Origin of the sequence: Nocardiopsis sp. NPDC006938 (assembly GCF_042869555.1) — a bacterium.
In the GTDB taxonomy this organism is placed as follows: Bacteria; Actinomycetota; Actinomycetes; order Streptosporangiales; family Streptosporangiaceae; genus Nocardiopsis.
On record NZ_JBIAGA010000012.1, the window covers coordinates 43,049 to 57,724 of the forward strand.

At 71.3% G+C, this 14,676-nt stretch carries 13 protein-coding genes and 1 pseudogene; 10 read left to right on the top strand and 4 right to left on the bottom strand.

The features are described 5' to 3' along the window. The first annotated feature begins 1 nt into the window (after nt 1). The 3 genes from ACFYL4_RS18425 (at nt 2) to ACFYL4_RS18435 (ending at nt 2,327) form a co-directional block, all read left to right on the top strand. Nucleotides 2-796 (top strand): AfsR/SARP family transcriptional regulator, encoded by a 795-nt coding sequence (locus ACFYL4_RS18425; RefSeq protein WP_357757977.1) that lies wholly within the window; start codon nt 2-4, stop codon nt 794-796. Nucleotides 797-1,008: 212 nt separating this feature from the next. Beyond that, nucleotides 1,009-1,368, top strand: coding sequence for a RidA family protein (locus ACFYL4_RS18430; RefSeq protein ID WP_357757980.1), 360 nt, complete (start codon nt 1,009-1,011; stop codon nt 1,366-1,368). 92 nt (nt 1,369-1,460) lie between these two features. After that, a complete protein-coding gene (locus tag ACFYL4_RS18435) occupies nt 1,461-2,327 on the top strand; it encodes a tyrosine recombinase XerC (protein WP_387519635.1) in 867 nt (288 codons plus the stop codon). Between the two features lie 97 nt (nt 2,328-2,424). On the opposite strand, the pseudogene ACFYL4_RS18440 reads toward ACFYL4_RS18435, so the two are convergent. Continuing rightward, a pseudogene (locus ACFYL4_RS18440) lies at nt 2,425-2,865 on the bottom strand (peptidoglycan DD-metalloendopeptidase family protein); the annotation flags it as partial. A 318-nt stretch (nt 2,866-3,183) separates the two neighbouring features. Here ACFYL4_RS18440 and rpsB point away from each other — a divergent pair. The 6 genes from rpsB (at nt 3,184) to ACFYL4_RS18470 (ending at nt 8,941) form a co-directional block, all read left to right on the top strand. After that, nucleotides 3,184-4,122 (top strand): 30S ribosomal protein S2, encoded by a 939-nt coding sequence (gene rpsB / locus ACFYL4_RS18445; RefSeq protein ID WP_357757983.1) that lies wholly within the window; start codon nt 3,184-3,186, stop codon nt 4,120-4,122. Nucleotides 4,123-4,258: 136 nt separating this feature from the next. Continuing rightward, nucleotides 4,259-5,095 (top strand): translation elongation factor Ts, encoded by an 837-nt coding sequence (gene tsf, locus ACFYL4_RS18450; RefSeq protein WP_357757986.1) that lies wholly within the window; start codon nt 4,259-4,261, stop codon nt 5,093-5,095. A gap of 223 nt (nt 5,096-5,318) precedes the next feature. Further along, nucleotides 5,319-6,062, top strand: coding sequence for a UMP kinase (pyrH, locus tag ACFYL4_RS18455; protein ID WP_357758368.1), 744 nt, complete (start codon nt 5,319-5,321; stop codon nt 6,060-6,062). 65 nt (nt 6,063-6,127) lie between these two features. Next, complete coding sequence (gene frr, locus ACFYL4_RS18460; protein WP_387519481.1) at nt 6,128-6,685, top strand: ribosome recycling factor; 558 nt, start codon at nt 6,128-6,130, stop codon at nt 6,683-6,685. 3 nt (nt 6,686-6,688) lie between these two features. After that, on the top strand, nt 6,689-7,642 hold the full coding sequence (locus ACFYL4_RS18465; protein ID WP_387519483.1) for a phosphatidate cytidylyltransferase: 954 nt from the start codon (nt 6,689-6,691) through the stop codon (nt 7,640-7,642). Between the two features lie 117 nt (nt 7,643-7,759). Further along, a complete protein-coding gene (locus tag ACFYL4_RS18470; protein ID WP_387519485.1) occupies nt 7,760-8,941 on the top strand; it encodes a pyridoxal phosphate-dependent aminotransferase in 1,182 nt (393 codons plus the stop codon). A 73-nt stretch (nt 8,942-9,014) separates the two neighbouring features. On the opposite strand, the gene ACFYL4_RS18475 is transcribed toward ACFYL4_RS18470, so the two are convergent. Together ACFYL4_RS18475 and glgB are read right to left on the bottom strand one after the other, a co-directional pair. Beyond that, nucleotides 9,015-10,445 (bottom strand): APC family permease, encoded by a 1,431-nt coding sequence (locus ACFYL4_RS18475; RefSeq protein WP_387519486.1) that lies wholly within the window; start codon nt 10,443-10,445, stop codon nt 9,015-9,017. Between the two features lie 272 nt (nt 10,446-10,717). Beyond that, complete coding sequence (gene glgB, locus ACFYL4_RS18480; RefSeq protein WP_387519488.1) at nt 10,718-12,838, bottom strand: 1,4-alpha-glucan branching protein GlgB; 2,121 nt, start codon at nt 12,836-12,838, stop codon at nt 10,718-10,720. 10 nt (nt 12,839-12,848) lie between these two features. Here glgB and ACFYL4_RS18485 point away from each other — a divergent pair, with 10 nt between their 5' ends. Continuing rightward, nucleotides 12,849-13,145 carry a hypothetical protein gene (locus tag ACFYL4_RS18485; RefSeq protein ID WP_357758003.1) on the top strand — a complete coding sequence of 99 codons (297 nt, stop codon included), beginning with the start codon at nt 12,849-12,851 and terminating at the stop codon, nt 13,143-13,145. Between the two features lie 150 nt (nt 13,146-13,295). On the opposite strand, the gene ACFYL4_RS18490 is transcribed toward ACFYL4_RS18485, so the two are convergent. After that, a complete protein-coding gene (locus ACFYL4_RS18490; RefSeq protein WP_357758006.1) occupies nt 13,296-14,675 on the bottom strand; it encodes a phosphotransferase in 1,380 nt (459 codons plus the stop codon). Nucleotide 14,676: the final 1 nt, after the last annotated feature.

Here is a 14,676-nt window from a genome sequence, read left to right on the forward strand (position 1 = left end):
CGTGATTGAGTTCGGGATTCTGGGGCCGCTGGTCATTTATCGGGACGGAGTTCCGGTCGTGCTCAGGGCCCCCATGTTGCGCCGTCTGTTGGCCGTACTGCTCAGCCAGGGAGGGCACCGGCTCTCCCTGGACGAACTGGCTGATGCCCTCTGGGAGGGAACGCCCCCGGACGGGGCCCGCAGTACCTTGCAGGTGTACGTCCACCGGCTGCGGAAAGTGTTGGACGACGGTGGCCGCCTGGTGCGCGACGGGCCGGGTTACCGCCTGGAGTTGTGTAGCGCCGAGGTGGACGCGCGAAGATTCGAGACGACCGTTGTTCACGCCCGCCGGGCACGCGGTCGGAGAGAACTCCGGCAGGCCTCGGAAACGTACTGCCACGCCTTGGCGCTGTGGAGGGGAAGACCCTATTCGGACATTCCCAACAGCGGGGTGGTCGCGAACGAGATTCGGCGACTGGAGGAACTCAGGCTGTTGACCGACCAGGAACGCATCGAAACCGACCTGGACCGGGGACACCACGCCCGGATGGTGCCCGAACTGACCGAACTGGCCGCCGCGCACCCGTACCGGGAACGGCTGCTCGCCCTGCTGATGCTCGCGTTGTACCGGTCGGGGCGCCAGGCTGAGGCTCTGGGCATCTACCGGGGGGCTCGGCTCCGGCTGTCCAGCGAACTGGGGGTGGAGCCCACCGTGCCGCTCAGACGGCTCCACGAGGCGATCCTGCGGGCCGACGGCCAGCTGCTCAGGATCACCTCCGAGGACCTCGACACCCAGTGGGAACCGAGCGCCGCCTAGCGACCCACGGGGGAGAGGCGTCCACGGTCCCGCCGTACCCGACCAGCCACACGATCCCGCCACGGGGGCACGGGGCCGACTCCGCGACCGGCCCCGCGTCCCCGGGCGCGGACCGTACGGGCCCGGTCGGCTACGAGAGCCGCGACCGAACCGGTGGCCCGCGGGACCCGCGACCAGGGGTACCGGCGGTCGGGCCGGGGTACGGTCCTACCATGGCCAGAACCTACAGCGACGCCCTGGTGGCGGACGGACCGCTCCTGTTCGTCTCCGGGCAGGTCCCGGTCGCCCCCGACGGCGACGTCGCGGGCGACGCGGGCGGGCAGACCCGCCAGATCTTCCGCAACCTGGAGGCCGTTCTGGCCCGGCACGGGGCCGACCTCACCCACGTGGTCAAACTGACCTACTACCTCCGGCACATCACCGACCTCGACGAGTTCCGCATCGCGCTCCTGGACTCCCTGCCCGAGGACCACCTCCCTGCGGCCAGCCTGGTGGAGGTCAGCGGCCTGGTGGACCCGCGCTTCCTCGTGGAGATCGACGCCGTCGCCAGCCTGCCCCGGGAGGGCGCTTGACCACGCCCGCACCCGGGCCGGGCGACGAGTACGGGCCAGGTGACGAGCCCGCCCCCGCCACCGGACGCGCCGGCCCCGGCGCCGAGGTCCTCCTGGAGCGCTTCTCCGCGCACCTGTCCGGCGAACTCGGCCGCTCCCCGCATACCGTGCGCGGCTACCTCGCCGATCTCACCTCCCTCCTGGCCGATCTCGACGCACGCGGTCGGACCGCGTCCGACCTCGACGTCCCCCTGGTCCGCGCCTGGTTGGCCCGGGCACGGGCCGCCGGGGCCAGCCGGTCCACCGTCGCGAGACGGGTGGCGGCGGTCCGCGCCCTCACCCGCTACCTGCACCGCGAGGGAATCCTGGCCACCGACCCGGGCCCCCGTCTGGCCACCCCCCGCCAGCAGCGGGCCCTGCCCACCGTCCTGGACGAGGACCAGGCGGCCCGCGCACTGGAGGCCGCGGACCCCACGACCCCCACGGAGCTGCGCCGTCACGCGGTGGTGGAACTCCTCTACGCGACCGGTATCCGGGTCGCCGAACTCTGTGCCCTGGACCTGACCGACCTCGACCGCTCCCGCGACACCGTGCGGGTGCTGGGCAAGGGCGACAAGGAGCGCACGGTCCCGGTGGGCGCCCCCGCCCTGGAGGCCGTGGACGCCTGGACCGCCCGGGGGCGGCCGGAGATGGTCGCCCCGACTCCGACCCGGGCCCTCTTCCTGGGCGCCCGGGGCGGTCGCCTGGGCGTTCGTCAGGCCCGCGAGGACGTCCACGCCCACCTGGGCGCCGTCGGCGCGGACTCCGCCCCGCACGGGTTGCGGCACAGCGCCGCGACCCACCTGCTCAACGGCGGCGCGGACCTGCGCAGCGTCCAGGAGTTCCTCGGCCACTCCAGCCCCCGCAGCACGCAGATCTACACCCACGTCTCCGTGGAGCGCCTGCGCACCGCCTACCAGCAGGCGCATCCCCGGGCCTGACCCGCCCCTCGGCAGACGGGGCCCCGTGGGGGAGGAGACCGCGCAGGGGCAGGAGGCGGACCCGGCCCCGGCCCAACAGGTGCAGGGGGTCGAGGTACTCGGTGCCCCGGAGCAGGCCCCAGTGCAGGCAGTGCCGGTCGGGGCAGTGCCGGGGCTCGTCCGAGAGCCTGCCCAGCGGGGCGTCGCCCACCGGGTCGCCCCGCGCGACGGAGGCGTCCACGGGCAGGTAGGTGGTGCGCAGGTCCCCGTGCGAGACGCTCACCACCCCCACACCCGCGACCCGGCCGGCGAAGTGGACCCGCCCCGGACCCGCCGCCCGGACGTCCTGGCCCGGTACGGCGGCCAGGTCCACCCCCCGGTGCCCGGGTAGCCAGGGCCGCGTGGGCGGGTCGAAACCGCGTAGGACCTCGGCCGGGGGGTCCACCGGCCAGCGCCAGGGCGCTCCGCCCTGGGCCGCGTACGCGGTGCGGTGCGCGAGGACGGGCAGGAGCAGGAGCGAGAGCGACAACAGGAGGTGCCAGACACGGCGAGGGCTCATGTTCCCAGCGTGCGCTCCGCGCCCCGGTTCCGCCACCGGAGGGACCGGACCTGTGGACAACCGCCGCCGAGGGCCCGCCCCGGGGCCCCGTCCCCCGGAGCGATCTGCCTGGGCACGGACCTGTTCCGGGGTGTGCCGCGCGGAGGATAGAATCGTCTGTGGTCCGCTGGACCAACCACAATACGCACGCCCACCCGCCTCCTCCGGGAGGGGCCGCACCCACGGTCCACACCGCTTCGGCGGCGTGGCGGTACGGCCGGGGCGTCAGGATCAACCGACGGCGGAGCACCCCTTCGCCACCGCAAGGAGGACCAGGTCATGGCCACAGTCGTGACGATTCGCCAGCTCCTGGAGAGCGGCGTCCACTTCGGGCACCAGACCCGTCGCTGGAACCCCAAGATGAAGCGCTTCATCTTCACCGAGCGCAACGGCATCTACATCATCGACCTCCAGAAGTCGCTGGCGTACATCGACCGCGCCTACGAGTTCGTCAAGCAGACGGTCGCCCACGGCGGCACCATCCTGTTCGTCGGCACCAAGAAGCAGGCGCAGGAGGCCATCGACGAGCAGGCCCGCCGCGTCGGCATGCCCTTCGTCAACCAGCGCTGGCTGGGCGGCATGCTCACCAACTTCTCCACCGTGCACAAGCGGCTCCAGCGCCTCAAGGAGCTGGAGGAGATCGACTTCGACGACGTCGCCGGCTCCGCGCTCACCAAGAAGGAGCTGCTGAACCTTCGCCGTGAGAAGGACAAGCTCGAGCGCACCCTCGGCGGTATCCGCGACATGTCCCGCGTCCCCAGCGCGGTGTGGATCGTGGACACCAAGAAGGAGCACATCGCGATCAGCGAGGCTCGCAAGCTGAACATCCCGGTCGTCGCCATCCTCGACACCAACTGCGACCCGGACGAGGTCGACTACCCGATCCCGGGTAACGACGACGCCATCCGCAGCGTCAGCCTCCTCACCCGCGTCGTCGCCGACGCCGTCGCCGACGGCCTCATGGTCCGCTCCGGTGCCTCCGGCGCGACCGAGGAGAAGGCCGCCGAGGAGCCCCTGGCCGAGTGGGAGCGCGAGCTCCTGGAGGGCAAGTCCGAGACGGCTGCCGCCGAGGCCGCGGCCGAGCAGGCCCCGGCCGAGACCGCCACCGTGGCCCCGGCCGACGAGGTCGCCGCCGAGGCTCCGGCCGAGGTCACCTCCGAGGACTCCCCGGTGGACGCCCCCGAGCAGGCCCCCGCCGAGGACAAGACCGCCGAGTAGTCAGCGGTCCCTTCCGGGGACACCGTTTCCCGTGCGCCGCCCCGCCCCTCGTGGGCGGGGCGGCCCGTGCGGTGCTCATCCCGGGGCGCTTCACTTCCAGTACAGACTTCACTCCAAGGGAATCGCGAGAACAGGCATGGCGAACTTCACCGCCGCGGACGTCAAGAAGCTGCGCGACGCCACCGGCGCCGGCATGATGGACTGCAAGAAGGCCCTGACCGAGGCCGACGGCGACTACGACAAGGCCGTCGAGGCCCTGCGCATCAAGGGCGCCAAGTCCGTCGACAAGCGCGCCGACCGCACCGCCGCCCAGGGCATGGTCGTCCTCAAGCAGGAGAGCGAGGGTAAGGCCACCCTCATCGAGCTCAACTGCGAGACCGACTTCGTCGCCAAGAACGCCGGTTTCATCGAGCTGGCCAACCAGGTCGCGGACTTCGTCGCCGCCCAGGACGGCGACGACATCGCCGCCATCGCCGCCGCCGAGATCGAGCCGGGCAAGAGCCTCCAGGCCTACATCGAGGGCAAGAGCGCGATCATCGGCGAGAAGCTCGAGTTCCGCCGCATCGCCAAGTTCGACGGTGCCTACGTCGCGAGCTACCTGCACAAGTCCGACCCGGACCTGCCCCCGAGCATGGGCGTCCTCGTCGAGCTGGACAAGAAGGACGAAGAGGTCGGCAAGGACCTCGCCCAGCAGATCGCCGCGCTGGCTCCGCAGTACGTCAGCAAGGACGAGGTCCCGGCCGAGGTCGTCGCCAACGAGCGCCGCATCGCCGAGGAGACCACCCGCGAGGAGGGCAAGCCCGAGCAGGCGATCCCGAAGATCGTGGAGGGCCGCCTCAACGGTTACTTCAAGGACGTGACGCTGCTCGGCCAGCCGTTCGTCAAGGAGAGCAAGAAGACGGTCCAGAAGGTCGTCGACGAGGCCGGTGTGACCGTCAAGCGCTTCGTTCGCTTCAAGGTCGGCCAGGCCTAGGGACGAGGTCCGGTGGCGTGTTCCGTGAGGGCACCCACCGCACACACCCTGGGGTTTTGACATGATGGAGGTGCCGGGGAGACGTCTCTCCCCGGCACCTTCTGGTGGATATGGGCGGATGCGGGGCGTCGTGCCCCCACCGCCCGCAGCAGGAGCACTCGGGGGACCCTGTGCCACTCGGGGAGAACAAGGGAGGCCGCAGGCCGTGTCGGAGAACGAAGCGATGACCACCGAACCCGCCATGCACGATTCCGGTTGGAAACGCGTGATGCTCAAGCTCTCGGGGGAGGCTTTCGCGGGCGGGGGCGGTCTCGGCATCGAACCCGACGTCGTCCAGTACGTGGCCGAGTCGATCGCCGAGGCGGTCTCCGAGGGCATCCAGGTCGCCGTCGTCGTCGGCGGCGGCAACATGTTCCGCGGCGCCCAGCTCACCGAGGGCGGCATCGAGCGCGGCCGCGCCGACTACATGGGGATGCTCGGCACCGTCATCAACTGCCTCGCCCTCCAGGACTTCCTGGAGCGCCTGGGCGTGGACACCCGCGTGCAGACCGCGATCCACATGAGCCAGGTCGCCGAGGCCTACATCCCGCGCCGCGCCATCCGCCACCTGGAGAAGGGCCGCGTGGTCATCTTCGGTGCCGGTCTGGGAGCGCCGTTCTTCTCCACCGACACCACCGCCGCCCAGCGCGCGCTGGAGATCGGCGCCCAGGCGGTTCTCAAGGGCACGCAGGTCGACGGGGTCTACGACGCCGACCCGCAGCGCAACCCGGACGCGGTCAAGTTCGACAAGCTCAACTACAACGAGGTCCTCACCCGCGGCCTCAAGGTCATGGACGCCACCGCCGTCAGCCTGTGCATGGACAACGGGCTGCCCATCGTGGTCTTCGACCTCATGAGCCAGGGCAACATCCTGCGCGCCGTCCGCGGTGAGAAGATCGGCACCATCGTCGGCCCCGTCCCCGCCTAACGGCGGACGGTCGGCCCGCGACCCCCAAGCCACGAACACCCAGCCGAGAACCCGGGAGCGCCACAATGATCGAAGAAACCCTCCTTGAGGCCGAGGAGAAGATGGAGAAGGCCGTGGTCGTCGCGAAGGAGGACTTCGCCACGATCCGCACCGGCCGGCCCACCCCGGCCACCTTCAACAAGATCACCGTCGACTACTACGGCGCCCGCACGCCGATCAACCAGCTGGCGTCCTTCTCGGTCCCGGAGCCGCGGATGGTCGTCATCTCGCCGTTCGACGTCAACTCGCGCACCGAGATCATCAACGCGATCCGCAACAGCGACCTCGGCGTCAACCCCTCCGACGACGGCCAGGTCATCCGCGTGGTGTTCCCGGACCTGTCCGAGGAGCGCCGCAAGGAGTACGTGAAGGTCGCGCGCACCAAGGCCGAGGACAGCAAGGTCTCGATCCGCAACGTGCGCCGTCGCGCCAAGGACAGCTTCGAGAAGGCCGTCAAGGCCGGTGACCTCGGTGAGGACGAGGCGCACCGCGCCCAGGCCGAGCTCGACGAGCTCTCCCAGAAGTACGTCGCCTCCGTCGACGAGCTGTTGAAGCACAAGGAAGCGGAACTTCTCGAGGTTTAGCCGGTGACCACACCTTCCAAGGGCTCCGGAGGCGATGACCACTCGCCGGAGCACAGACCCGACGACACTCCCCCGTCCGGGGCGGAGACCCCCTCCCCGGACACGGCCGCCGGGCAGCGCTTCGTGCTGCACAAGCCGGGAGGTGAGCCGGTCAGGACCGGCCGCAACCTCCCGGTGGCCATCGCCAGCGGGTGCGCCCTGGGCGCGCTCGTCTTCTTCTCGATCTTCCCCTGGCCGCAGCTGTTCACCATCATCACGTCGCTCGGGGTGCTGATCGGGCTGCGCGAGCTCAACCGGGCCTTCGGAGGCAAGGGCACGACCCTCGCCGTGGTCCCGTTGGCGGTGGGCGGCGTGGCCATGCAGGCCGGAGCCTACTTCGGCGGGGCGGACTGGTTGGCGGGCATCGCCGCCCTCACGGCCGTCTCCTGCCTGGTCTGGAGGTTGAGGGGCGGGGCAGAGGGGTTCGTCGCCGACGCGTCGGCGAACCTGTTCGTCCTGATGTACCTGCCGTTCCTGCTGGCCACGTGGATGCTGCTCATCGCGCACCCCGAGGACGGCCAGTACCGGCTCGTGGTGTTCATCCTCGTGACGATCTCCAGCGACATCGGCGGGTACTTCGCCGGAATCCTGCTGGGGCGGCACAAGATGGCCCCGGTGATCAGCCCGAACAAGACCTGGGAGGGCTTCGGCGGCTCCGTGGTGGGTTGCGCGGTGGCGGGTGCGCTGTGCGTGACCCTGCTGCTGGGCGGCCCCTGGTGGGTCGGCGTGGTGTTGGGCCTGTCCGTGGTCCTGGCGGCCACGGTCGGCGACCTCATCGAGTCGCTCTTCAAGCGTGACCTCGGCGTCAAGGACATGGGCCGCTTCATGCCGGGCCACGGTGGTCTCATGGACCGCATCGACTCGCTGCTCATCGCGGGTCCCGTGGTCTGGATCGTGCTGAGCCTCCTCCTGCCGTGACGGCCGGGTCGGGCCCCCGACCTCGTGGCACCCCCTGACGAACCGGGTGTGACGAGGTCGGGGGCCTTCGCCGTGCCCAAGGGTGCCGCGGAGGAACGGGGTGGATACGCTCGACGGGTGGAAGAACCTCTGATCGAACGCATGCGCCAGTACGGTGAGACCATCTTCGCCGAGATGACGCGCCTGGCCGTCGAGACCGAATCCGTCAACCTCGGGCAGGGATTCCCCGACACCGACGGACCGCGCTCCCTCCTGGAGGGCGCCTCCCGCAACATCATGGCGGGGGTGAACCAGTACCCGCCGGGGCCGGGCCGCCCGGAGCTGCGCGACGCCGTGAGCCGCTACCGTGCCCGTCACTACGGCCTGGAGTTCGACCCCGAGGCCGAGGTGTACGTGACGGTCGGCGCGACGGCCGGGATCGCCGCCTCGATGCTGGCGCTGGTGGAGGCCGGGGACGAGGTGATCGTCTTCGAGCCGATGTACGACTCCTACGCCGCGACGATCTCCCTCGCCGGAGGGGTGCGGCGCCCGGTGACGCTGCGCCGGGAACCGGAGAGCGGACGCTTCACCTTCGACCCCGCCGAGCTGCGCGCGGCGGTGACCCCGCGCACCCGGCTGATCATGGTCAACAGCCCGCACAACCCCACCGGCACGGTGTTCACCCCCGCCGAGCTGGAGGAGATCGCCGCGGTCTGCCGTGAGCACGACCTCATCGCGGTCACCGACGAGGTGTACGAGTTCCTCACCTTCGACGACCGCCGTCACGTGCCGCTGGCCACGCTGCCGGGCATGCGTGAGCGGACCCTGTCCATCTCCTCGGTGGGCAAGACGTTCGCCGTCACCGCGTGGAAGACCGGCTGGGTCACCGGCCCCGAACCCCTCGTCCGCGCCGTGCGCACGGTCAACCAGTTCCTCACCTTCTCCGCCAACGGCGCGCTCCAGCTGGCCATCGCCGACGCCCTCGACCACGAGGGGGAGTGGATCGAACGGCAGCGGCTCGCGCTCCAGGGCAAGCGGAACCGGCTCGCCGAGGGCCTGACCCGGGCCGGGTTCGAGGTGAACGTCTGCGAGGGTACCTACTTCCTGATGACGGACATCCGCCCGCTGGGGTACGCGGACGGCGTGGACGTCGCCCGGGCGCTGCCCCGTCAGGCGGGGGTGGCGGCGGTCCCCGCCAAGGTGTTCTACGACCGGCAGGACGAGGGGCGGCACCTGCTGCGCTTCGCCTTCTGCAAGAAGGACGAGGTGCTGGACGAGGCGGTCCGGCGCCTGGCCTCCTGGCACGGCTGGGTGAACTGACCCCGACGCACGCCGCCCCTCCGGTCCGCGTCGACGGGGCCGGAGGGCGCGGGGAGGTCCCGGGTCGGGCAGTTCAGAGGGCGGGGGATCTCCTTCCGTCCCGGGCGTCCATGATCTCGATGAGGCGTTCCTCGGCGTCCGGGCCCGGAGTGACTCGGGGAAGCCGCCACATGAGGACGGCGCCGCCGATCCACCAGGCCAGGACCATGACCCACTCGTGGGGCCAGCCCAGGGCGGCGGGCATTCCGGGCAGGTAGAGCAGGAAGAGGCCGAAGGCCAGCACGAAGGCGGTGACGCCCACGGGCGTCCCCGCACGGACCCGGAACGGGCGCTCCATCTCCGGTTCGCGACGGCGCAGCACCAGGAAGCACACGACCACCGTCAGGTAGGCGATGACGATGTTCAGACCGCCGGCGTTGACCAGCCACACGAGCATCGGGCGGCCGAAGAGCGGGGCCAGGACCGAGAGCGCCCCGATGAACAGCACCGCGTTGGCGGGGGTGCGGAAGCGCGGGTGCAGCTCCCCGAACCAGGAGGGGAGCATCCGCGACCGGGCCATGGCGTAGATGAGGCGGCTGCCGCCGATGAGGAAGGCGTTCCAGCTGGTGAGCAGCCCGGCCACGCCGCCCAGGACCAGGAGGTTGCCCATGGCGGCGCTGTTCCACATGGCGGCCATCGCGTCGGCCGAGGCGAGCTCGGAGCCCAGGAGGTCGGCGGCGGGCATCCCGGCGCCGGCGGTCAGCATCACCATCACGTACCAGGCGGTCGCGCAGAAGACCGAGACCACCAGGAGCGAGCCCACCAGTCGGTGGGGCAGCCTGATCTCCGAGGCGGACTGGGGGATGACGTCGAAGCCCACGAACAGGAACGGGACGGCGACCAGCACCACGAACATCCCGGACACCCCGCCGGTGAAGAGGGGTTCCATGTTCGCGGTGGAGCCGCCCACGAAGGCGCCGGTGAGCATCGCCGCGCCCGCCGCGAGCAGGAACAGGACGGTGACGCCCTGGAAGACGCTGGCCGGTCTGATCCCGACGTAGTTGAGGGCCGTCATGGCCACGGCGCTCAGCACCCCGATGGCGACGAGGCTGGCGTGCACGTCGTACCCGGCGATCGTCCACAGGTACCCGGCCTCGATGTCCGGGAACAGGTAGACGAGCGTCTGCGGGACGGCGACCGCCTCGAAGGCGACCACCGAGACGTATCCCAGGACCATCGCCCAGGAGGCCACGAAGGCGCCCTTGGGGCCGATGGCGCGCATGGCGTAGTGGTGTTCTCCGCCCGCGTGCGGCATGGCGGAGACCAGTTCGGCGTAGGTGAGGCCGACGAAGGCCATCACCACGCCGCCGATGACGAAGGCCAGGGCGGCGCCGCCGCTGCCCGCGGCGTCGACGAAGTCGCCGGTGAGGACGATCCAGCCGAAGCCGATCATCGCGCCGAAGGCCAGGGCTAGGACGTCGGCCCTGCCCAGGACCCTGACGAAACCCGGACTCGTGTCGGACATGGGGGGCTCCCAACGGGTGGGACCCGTGTCGGGGACACGGGTGCGGGGGACAGGAGACCACGTGGCTGCCCCGGGGAAGCGCCGCTCTGGCCGGTGGCGCCGCCGGGGTCGTACGGAGTGGCCGGTGGTGGGGTGACGGGTTCTGTGTGACACGCGGGCCGGGGGAGGGCCCGCGGTTCCAGTAGACCCCGAACCCCCGGGCGCGCGAAAGCCCCGGGCCGCCGCCTGTGGACGGCGCCCCGGGGCACGTTCCCGCCTCCCCTACGGAGGGGTCAGCGCTCGGGCTCGAACCAGACCGCCCCCAGCGGGGGCAGGGTGATCTCGGCGGAGAACGGCTGACCGTGCCACTCCTGGGCGGAGGCCTCCACGGAGGCCGGTGCCGGGTGGCCGGAGCCCCCGAAGCGCGCGTCGTCGGAGTTGAGCACCGACGTCCACCGGCCCTCGGAGGGCAGCCCCACACGCCAGTTCGGACGGGGGACGGGGGAGAAGTTCACCGCGCAGGCCAGTACCGATCCGTCCTCGCCGTGGCGCAGGTAGCTGAGCGTGTTGCCCTGCCGGTCGCCCCCGTCCAGCCAGCGGAACCCCGCCGGATCGGTGTCCAGCGACCACAGCGCCGGGCGCGGCCGGTAGGCGTGGTTCAGGGCTCGGACCAGCCTTTGCGCCCCCGCGTGGTGCTCGAACTGGAGCAGCCACCACGGCACCCCCTGCTCGTGCGACCACTCGTCCCCCTGGGCGATCTCCCCGCCCATGAACAGCAACTGCTTCCCCGGGTGCGACCACATGAACGACAGCAGCGCCCGCAGGGTCGCCGCGCGCTGCCACTCGTCACCGGGAGCCTTGTTCAACAGCGACTGCTTGCCGTGTACCACCTCGTCGTGCGACAGCGGCAGCACGTAGTTCTCGCTGTACGCGTAGACCATCGAGAAGGTGATGTCGTCGTGGTGGTACTCGCGGTGGACCGGTTCCTTCTTCACGTACTCCAGGGAGTCGTGCATCCAGCCCATGTTCCACTTCATCCCGAAGCCGAGGCCGCCCTGGTCGACCGGCCGGGTCACGCCCGTGTAGGCGGTGGACTCCTCCGCGATCATCGCGACGTTCGGGTTGCGCCGGTAGACCGTGCTGTTGAGCTCCTTGAGGAAGTCGATGGCCTCTAGGTTCTCCCGACCGCCGAACGCGTTCGGCTCCCACTGCCCGGAGTCCCGCGAGTAGTCCAGGTAGATCATCGACGCGACGGCGTCCACCCTCAGGCCGTCGATGTGGAACTCCTCCAGCCAGTACAGGGCGTTGGCCACGAGGAAGTTGCGCACCTCGGTGCGTCCGTAGTTGAAGATCAGCGTCCCCCAGTCGGGGTGTTCGCCGCGCCGGGGGTCCGGGTGCTCGTACAGGGCCGTCCCGTCGAAGCGCGCCAGCGCCCACTCGTCCTTGGGGAAGTGGGCCGGCACCCAGTCCAGGAACACCCCGATCCCGGCCCGGTGCAGGGAGTCCACCAGGTGGCGGAACTCGTCCGGGGAACCGAAGCGCGGAGTCGGGGCGTAGTACGACGTGACCTGGTATCCCCACGACCCGTCGAACGGGTGGCCCGCCACCGGCAGAAACTCGACGTGGGTGAATCCGAGGTCGACGACGTAGGCCACCAGCTGCTCGGCCAGCTCCCGGTAGTCGAGGCCGGGTCGCCAGGAGCCGAGGTGCACCTCGTACACGCTCATCGGGGCGCGGTGCGGTTCCACGCCCTTGCGCTCGGCCATCCACTGTTCGTCGGTCCACACGTGCTCGGAGGTGGTGACCACCGACGCCGTCGCCGGGGGCACCTGGGTGCGCCGCGCCATGGGGTCGGCCTTGTCCCGCCAGTGCCCGTCGGCGCCCAGGACCTGGAACTTGTAGAGGTCGCCGTCGCCCAGGCCGGGCACGAACAGCTCCCACACGCCGGTGGCGCCCAGGCTGCGCATGGGGTGCGCGGTCCCGCTCCAGTAGTTGAAGTCGCCGATCACCCGCACGCCGCGCGCGTCCGGAGCCCAGACGGCGAAGCCGGTGCCCGCGACCTCGCCCATGGGCCCGTCGACGGTGGTGGTGTGCGCGCCCAGCGCCCGCCACAGCTCCTCGTGGCGGCCCTCACCGATGAGGTGGAGGTCGAGTTCCCCCAGGGTGGGCGCCGCACGGTAGGGGTCGGCCTCGACCCGTTCCGGGCCGTCCTCCTCGTAGCGCACCGCGATCCGGTAGTCGGCGGTGCGGGCGGGGAGCTTGGCGGTGAAGACGCCACGGTGGCGGTGGGTCAGCGCGACCCGCGTGTCGTCGGGCAGGACGGCGTCCACCCCGACGGCGCCCGGGCGCAGGACCCGCAGGTCGCGGCCGTGCAGACCGAGGACGGAGTGGGGATCGTGGTGCCAGCCGTCCACGATCCGGTCGATGTCGGCGACCAGTTCGGCGGAGATCCCGGCGGTGGCGCGCGTGCGCTTGGCGGTCGGTTTCGGCGGGGTGCCTCCCGCCCTCTTCGCGGTACCGCCGGCGGCGGCTCCCTTCGGGTGCTTCTCCTTCGCCGCGACCCGCTTCGGCGCGGCCTCCTTGGCCGCTGCCGTCTTCGCCGTGCCCGCCTTCGGGGCCGCCCTCTTCGCGGCGGGTGCCTTGGCCTGCGTGCTCCTCGACTCCGTGCCCTTCGCCTGCGATCCCTTGGTGGCGGCCTTCCTCGGCGCCTTCGGCGGCTGATCGTCGGGTGTCGAGGACTTCCTGGTCGTACGCGGTGACAATGCGACTCCGTGGTGACTCGTCGTGGTCGGATGGCGTGAGGTCGTGACCGAGGGACGGCGGGAAGGGGACGGGGCGGCCGCCGCGGGTGAACGGCGGCCGCCCCGGTGGTCAGCCGGGAACGCGGGGCGCTCCGGCGGCGGTGGCGATGGACTCCAACGGAACCCGGAGCCAGTGGGGCCGGTTACGGGCCTCGTAGAGGACCTCGTAGACGGCCTTGTCGAACTCGAAGGCCCGCAGGACCGTCAGGTGCTTGTCGGGATCGGCTCCGCCCCCCTCGGCGTAGCCCCGGCAGAAGGCCTCCCGGTTGCGCCGGGCCCAGTCCCGGGCGGCCCACGCGAGCCCGGGATCGTCGTCCCGGTCGACCAGCAGGTACCCGGCCGCGTAGTCGAAGGAGCGCAGCATCCCGGCCACGTCCCGCAGCGGACTGGACAGCCGCTGGCGCTCGCGCACCGGAACGGTCGGTTCGCCCTCGAAGTCCAACAGCACCCACCCGGAGGCGGGCCGTATGACCTGCCCCAGGTGGTAGTCGCCGTGGATGCGCTGAATCGGCAGGGGCTCGTCCAGCCGGGCGAAGTCGGCGTAGGCCTCCATCACCCGTGGGGCGTGCTCGGCCAGTTCGGGGACCTCGGCGCTGGCCATGGCCAGGCGTTCCACCATGGCGTCGGCGAGCTCGCTCGCGGCGCTCGCCGACAGCACGTCGGTGGGCAGCGCCCGGGCCAGGGAGCTGTGCACCTCGGCGGTGGTCCGCCCCAGCCGGGCGGCCTCCTCGCTGAAGTCGGCCTCCACCCCGTCCAGCAGGGTGCGGACGTCGGCCGTGGCCATCACCCACCCGTCAGTGGCGTCCGGGACGAACGTCTGGAGCAGGGCGAGCGTGGTCGGGGTCGAGTGTCCGGACAGGTCCGCCTCGATCCACCCGCAGGGCCGCGCCACGAACGGAGAGCCCGACAGCGCCACGTTGAGCTCCAGGTCGGGGTTGTGCCCCGGCCAGAGCCTGCGGAAGGTCTTGAGGACGTACTCCCGGCCGTACACGAGCGAGGTGTTCGACTGCTCGCCCGTGAGCAGGCGCCCCGGACCGACGGCGTCCACGGTGGTCCCCGGCAGGGTGCGGAACCGCACCCTGCCGCGCCGTTCGGCGTCACCGCCGGAGGCGAACCTCTCCAGCAGCAGGGCCGTCAGCTGAGGGTCGTGGGCGGCGTCGTACACCACCCTGGGGCGGCTGCCCGAGACCTGGCACACGCCGATCGCCGCACGCGCCAGGTCGGGTGGCAGGGACCGGGGCGGGCGGGAACCGAGCAGCACCTGGTAACGGGAGCTGAGGCCGCGCTGCCCCGCCTGGACGACGAGGACGTTCAGGTCGGGTCCGCCCGGGCCGGCCGAGACCAGGGTGTACCGGCTCTCGACCCGCACCTGCTGGAGCGGTATCCCCTTGCCGGAGAACCACCGCTGCCGGGGGAGCCAGACCGCCAGGAGTTCTTCTAGCTGTGACATC

What these genes read in the sequence shown, in the direction of transcription:
- ACFYL4_RS18430 (WP_357757980.1), top strand. Translation starts at nt 1,009, where the DNA reads ATGGCCAGAACCTACAGCGACGCCCTGGTGGCGGACGGACCGCTCCTG.
- rpsB (WP_357757983.1), top strand. Translation starts at nt 3,184, where the DNA reads ATGGCCACAGTCGTGACGATTCGCCAGCTCCTGGAGAGCGGCGTCCAC.
- tsf (WP_357757986.1), top strand. Translation starts at nt 4,259, where the DNA reads ATGGCGAACTTCACCGCCGCGGACGTCAAGAAGCTGCGCGACGCCACC.
- pyrH (WP_357758368.1), top strand. Translation starts at nt 5,319, where the DNA reads ATGACCACCGAACCCGCCATGCACGATTCCGGTTGGAAACGCGTGATG.
- frr (WP_387519481.1), top strand. Translation starts at nt 6,128, where the DNA reads ATGATCGAAGAAACCCTCCTTGAGGCCGAGGAGAAGATGGAGAAGGCC.
- ACFYL4_RS18475 (WP_387519486.1), bottom strand. Translation starts at nt 10,445, where the DNA reads ATGTCCGACACGAGTCCGGGTTTCGTCAGGGTCCTGGGCAGGGCCGAC.
- ACFYL4_RS18485 (WP_357758003.1), top strand. Translation starts at nt 12,849, where the DNA reads ATGTCGGCGACCAGTTCGGCGGAGATCCCGGCGGTGGCGCGCGTGCGC.
- ACFYL4_RS18490 (WP_357758006.1), bottom strand. Translation starts at nt 14,675, where the DNA reads ATGTCACAGCTAGAAGAACTCCTGGCGGTCTGGCTCCCCCGGCAGCGG.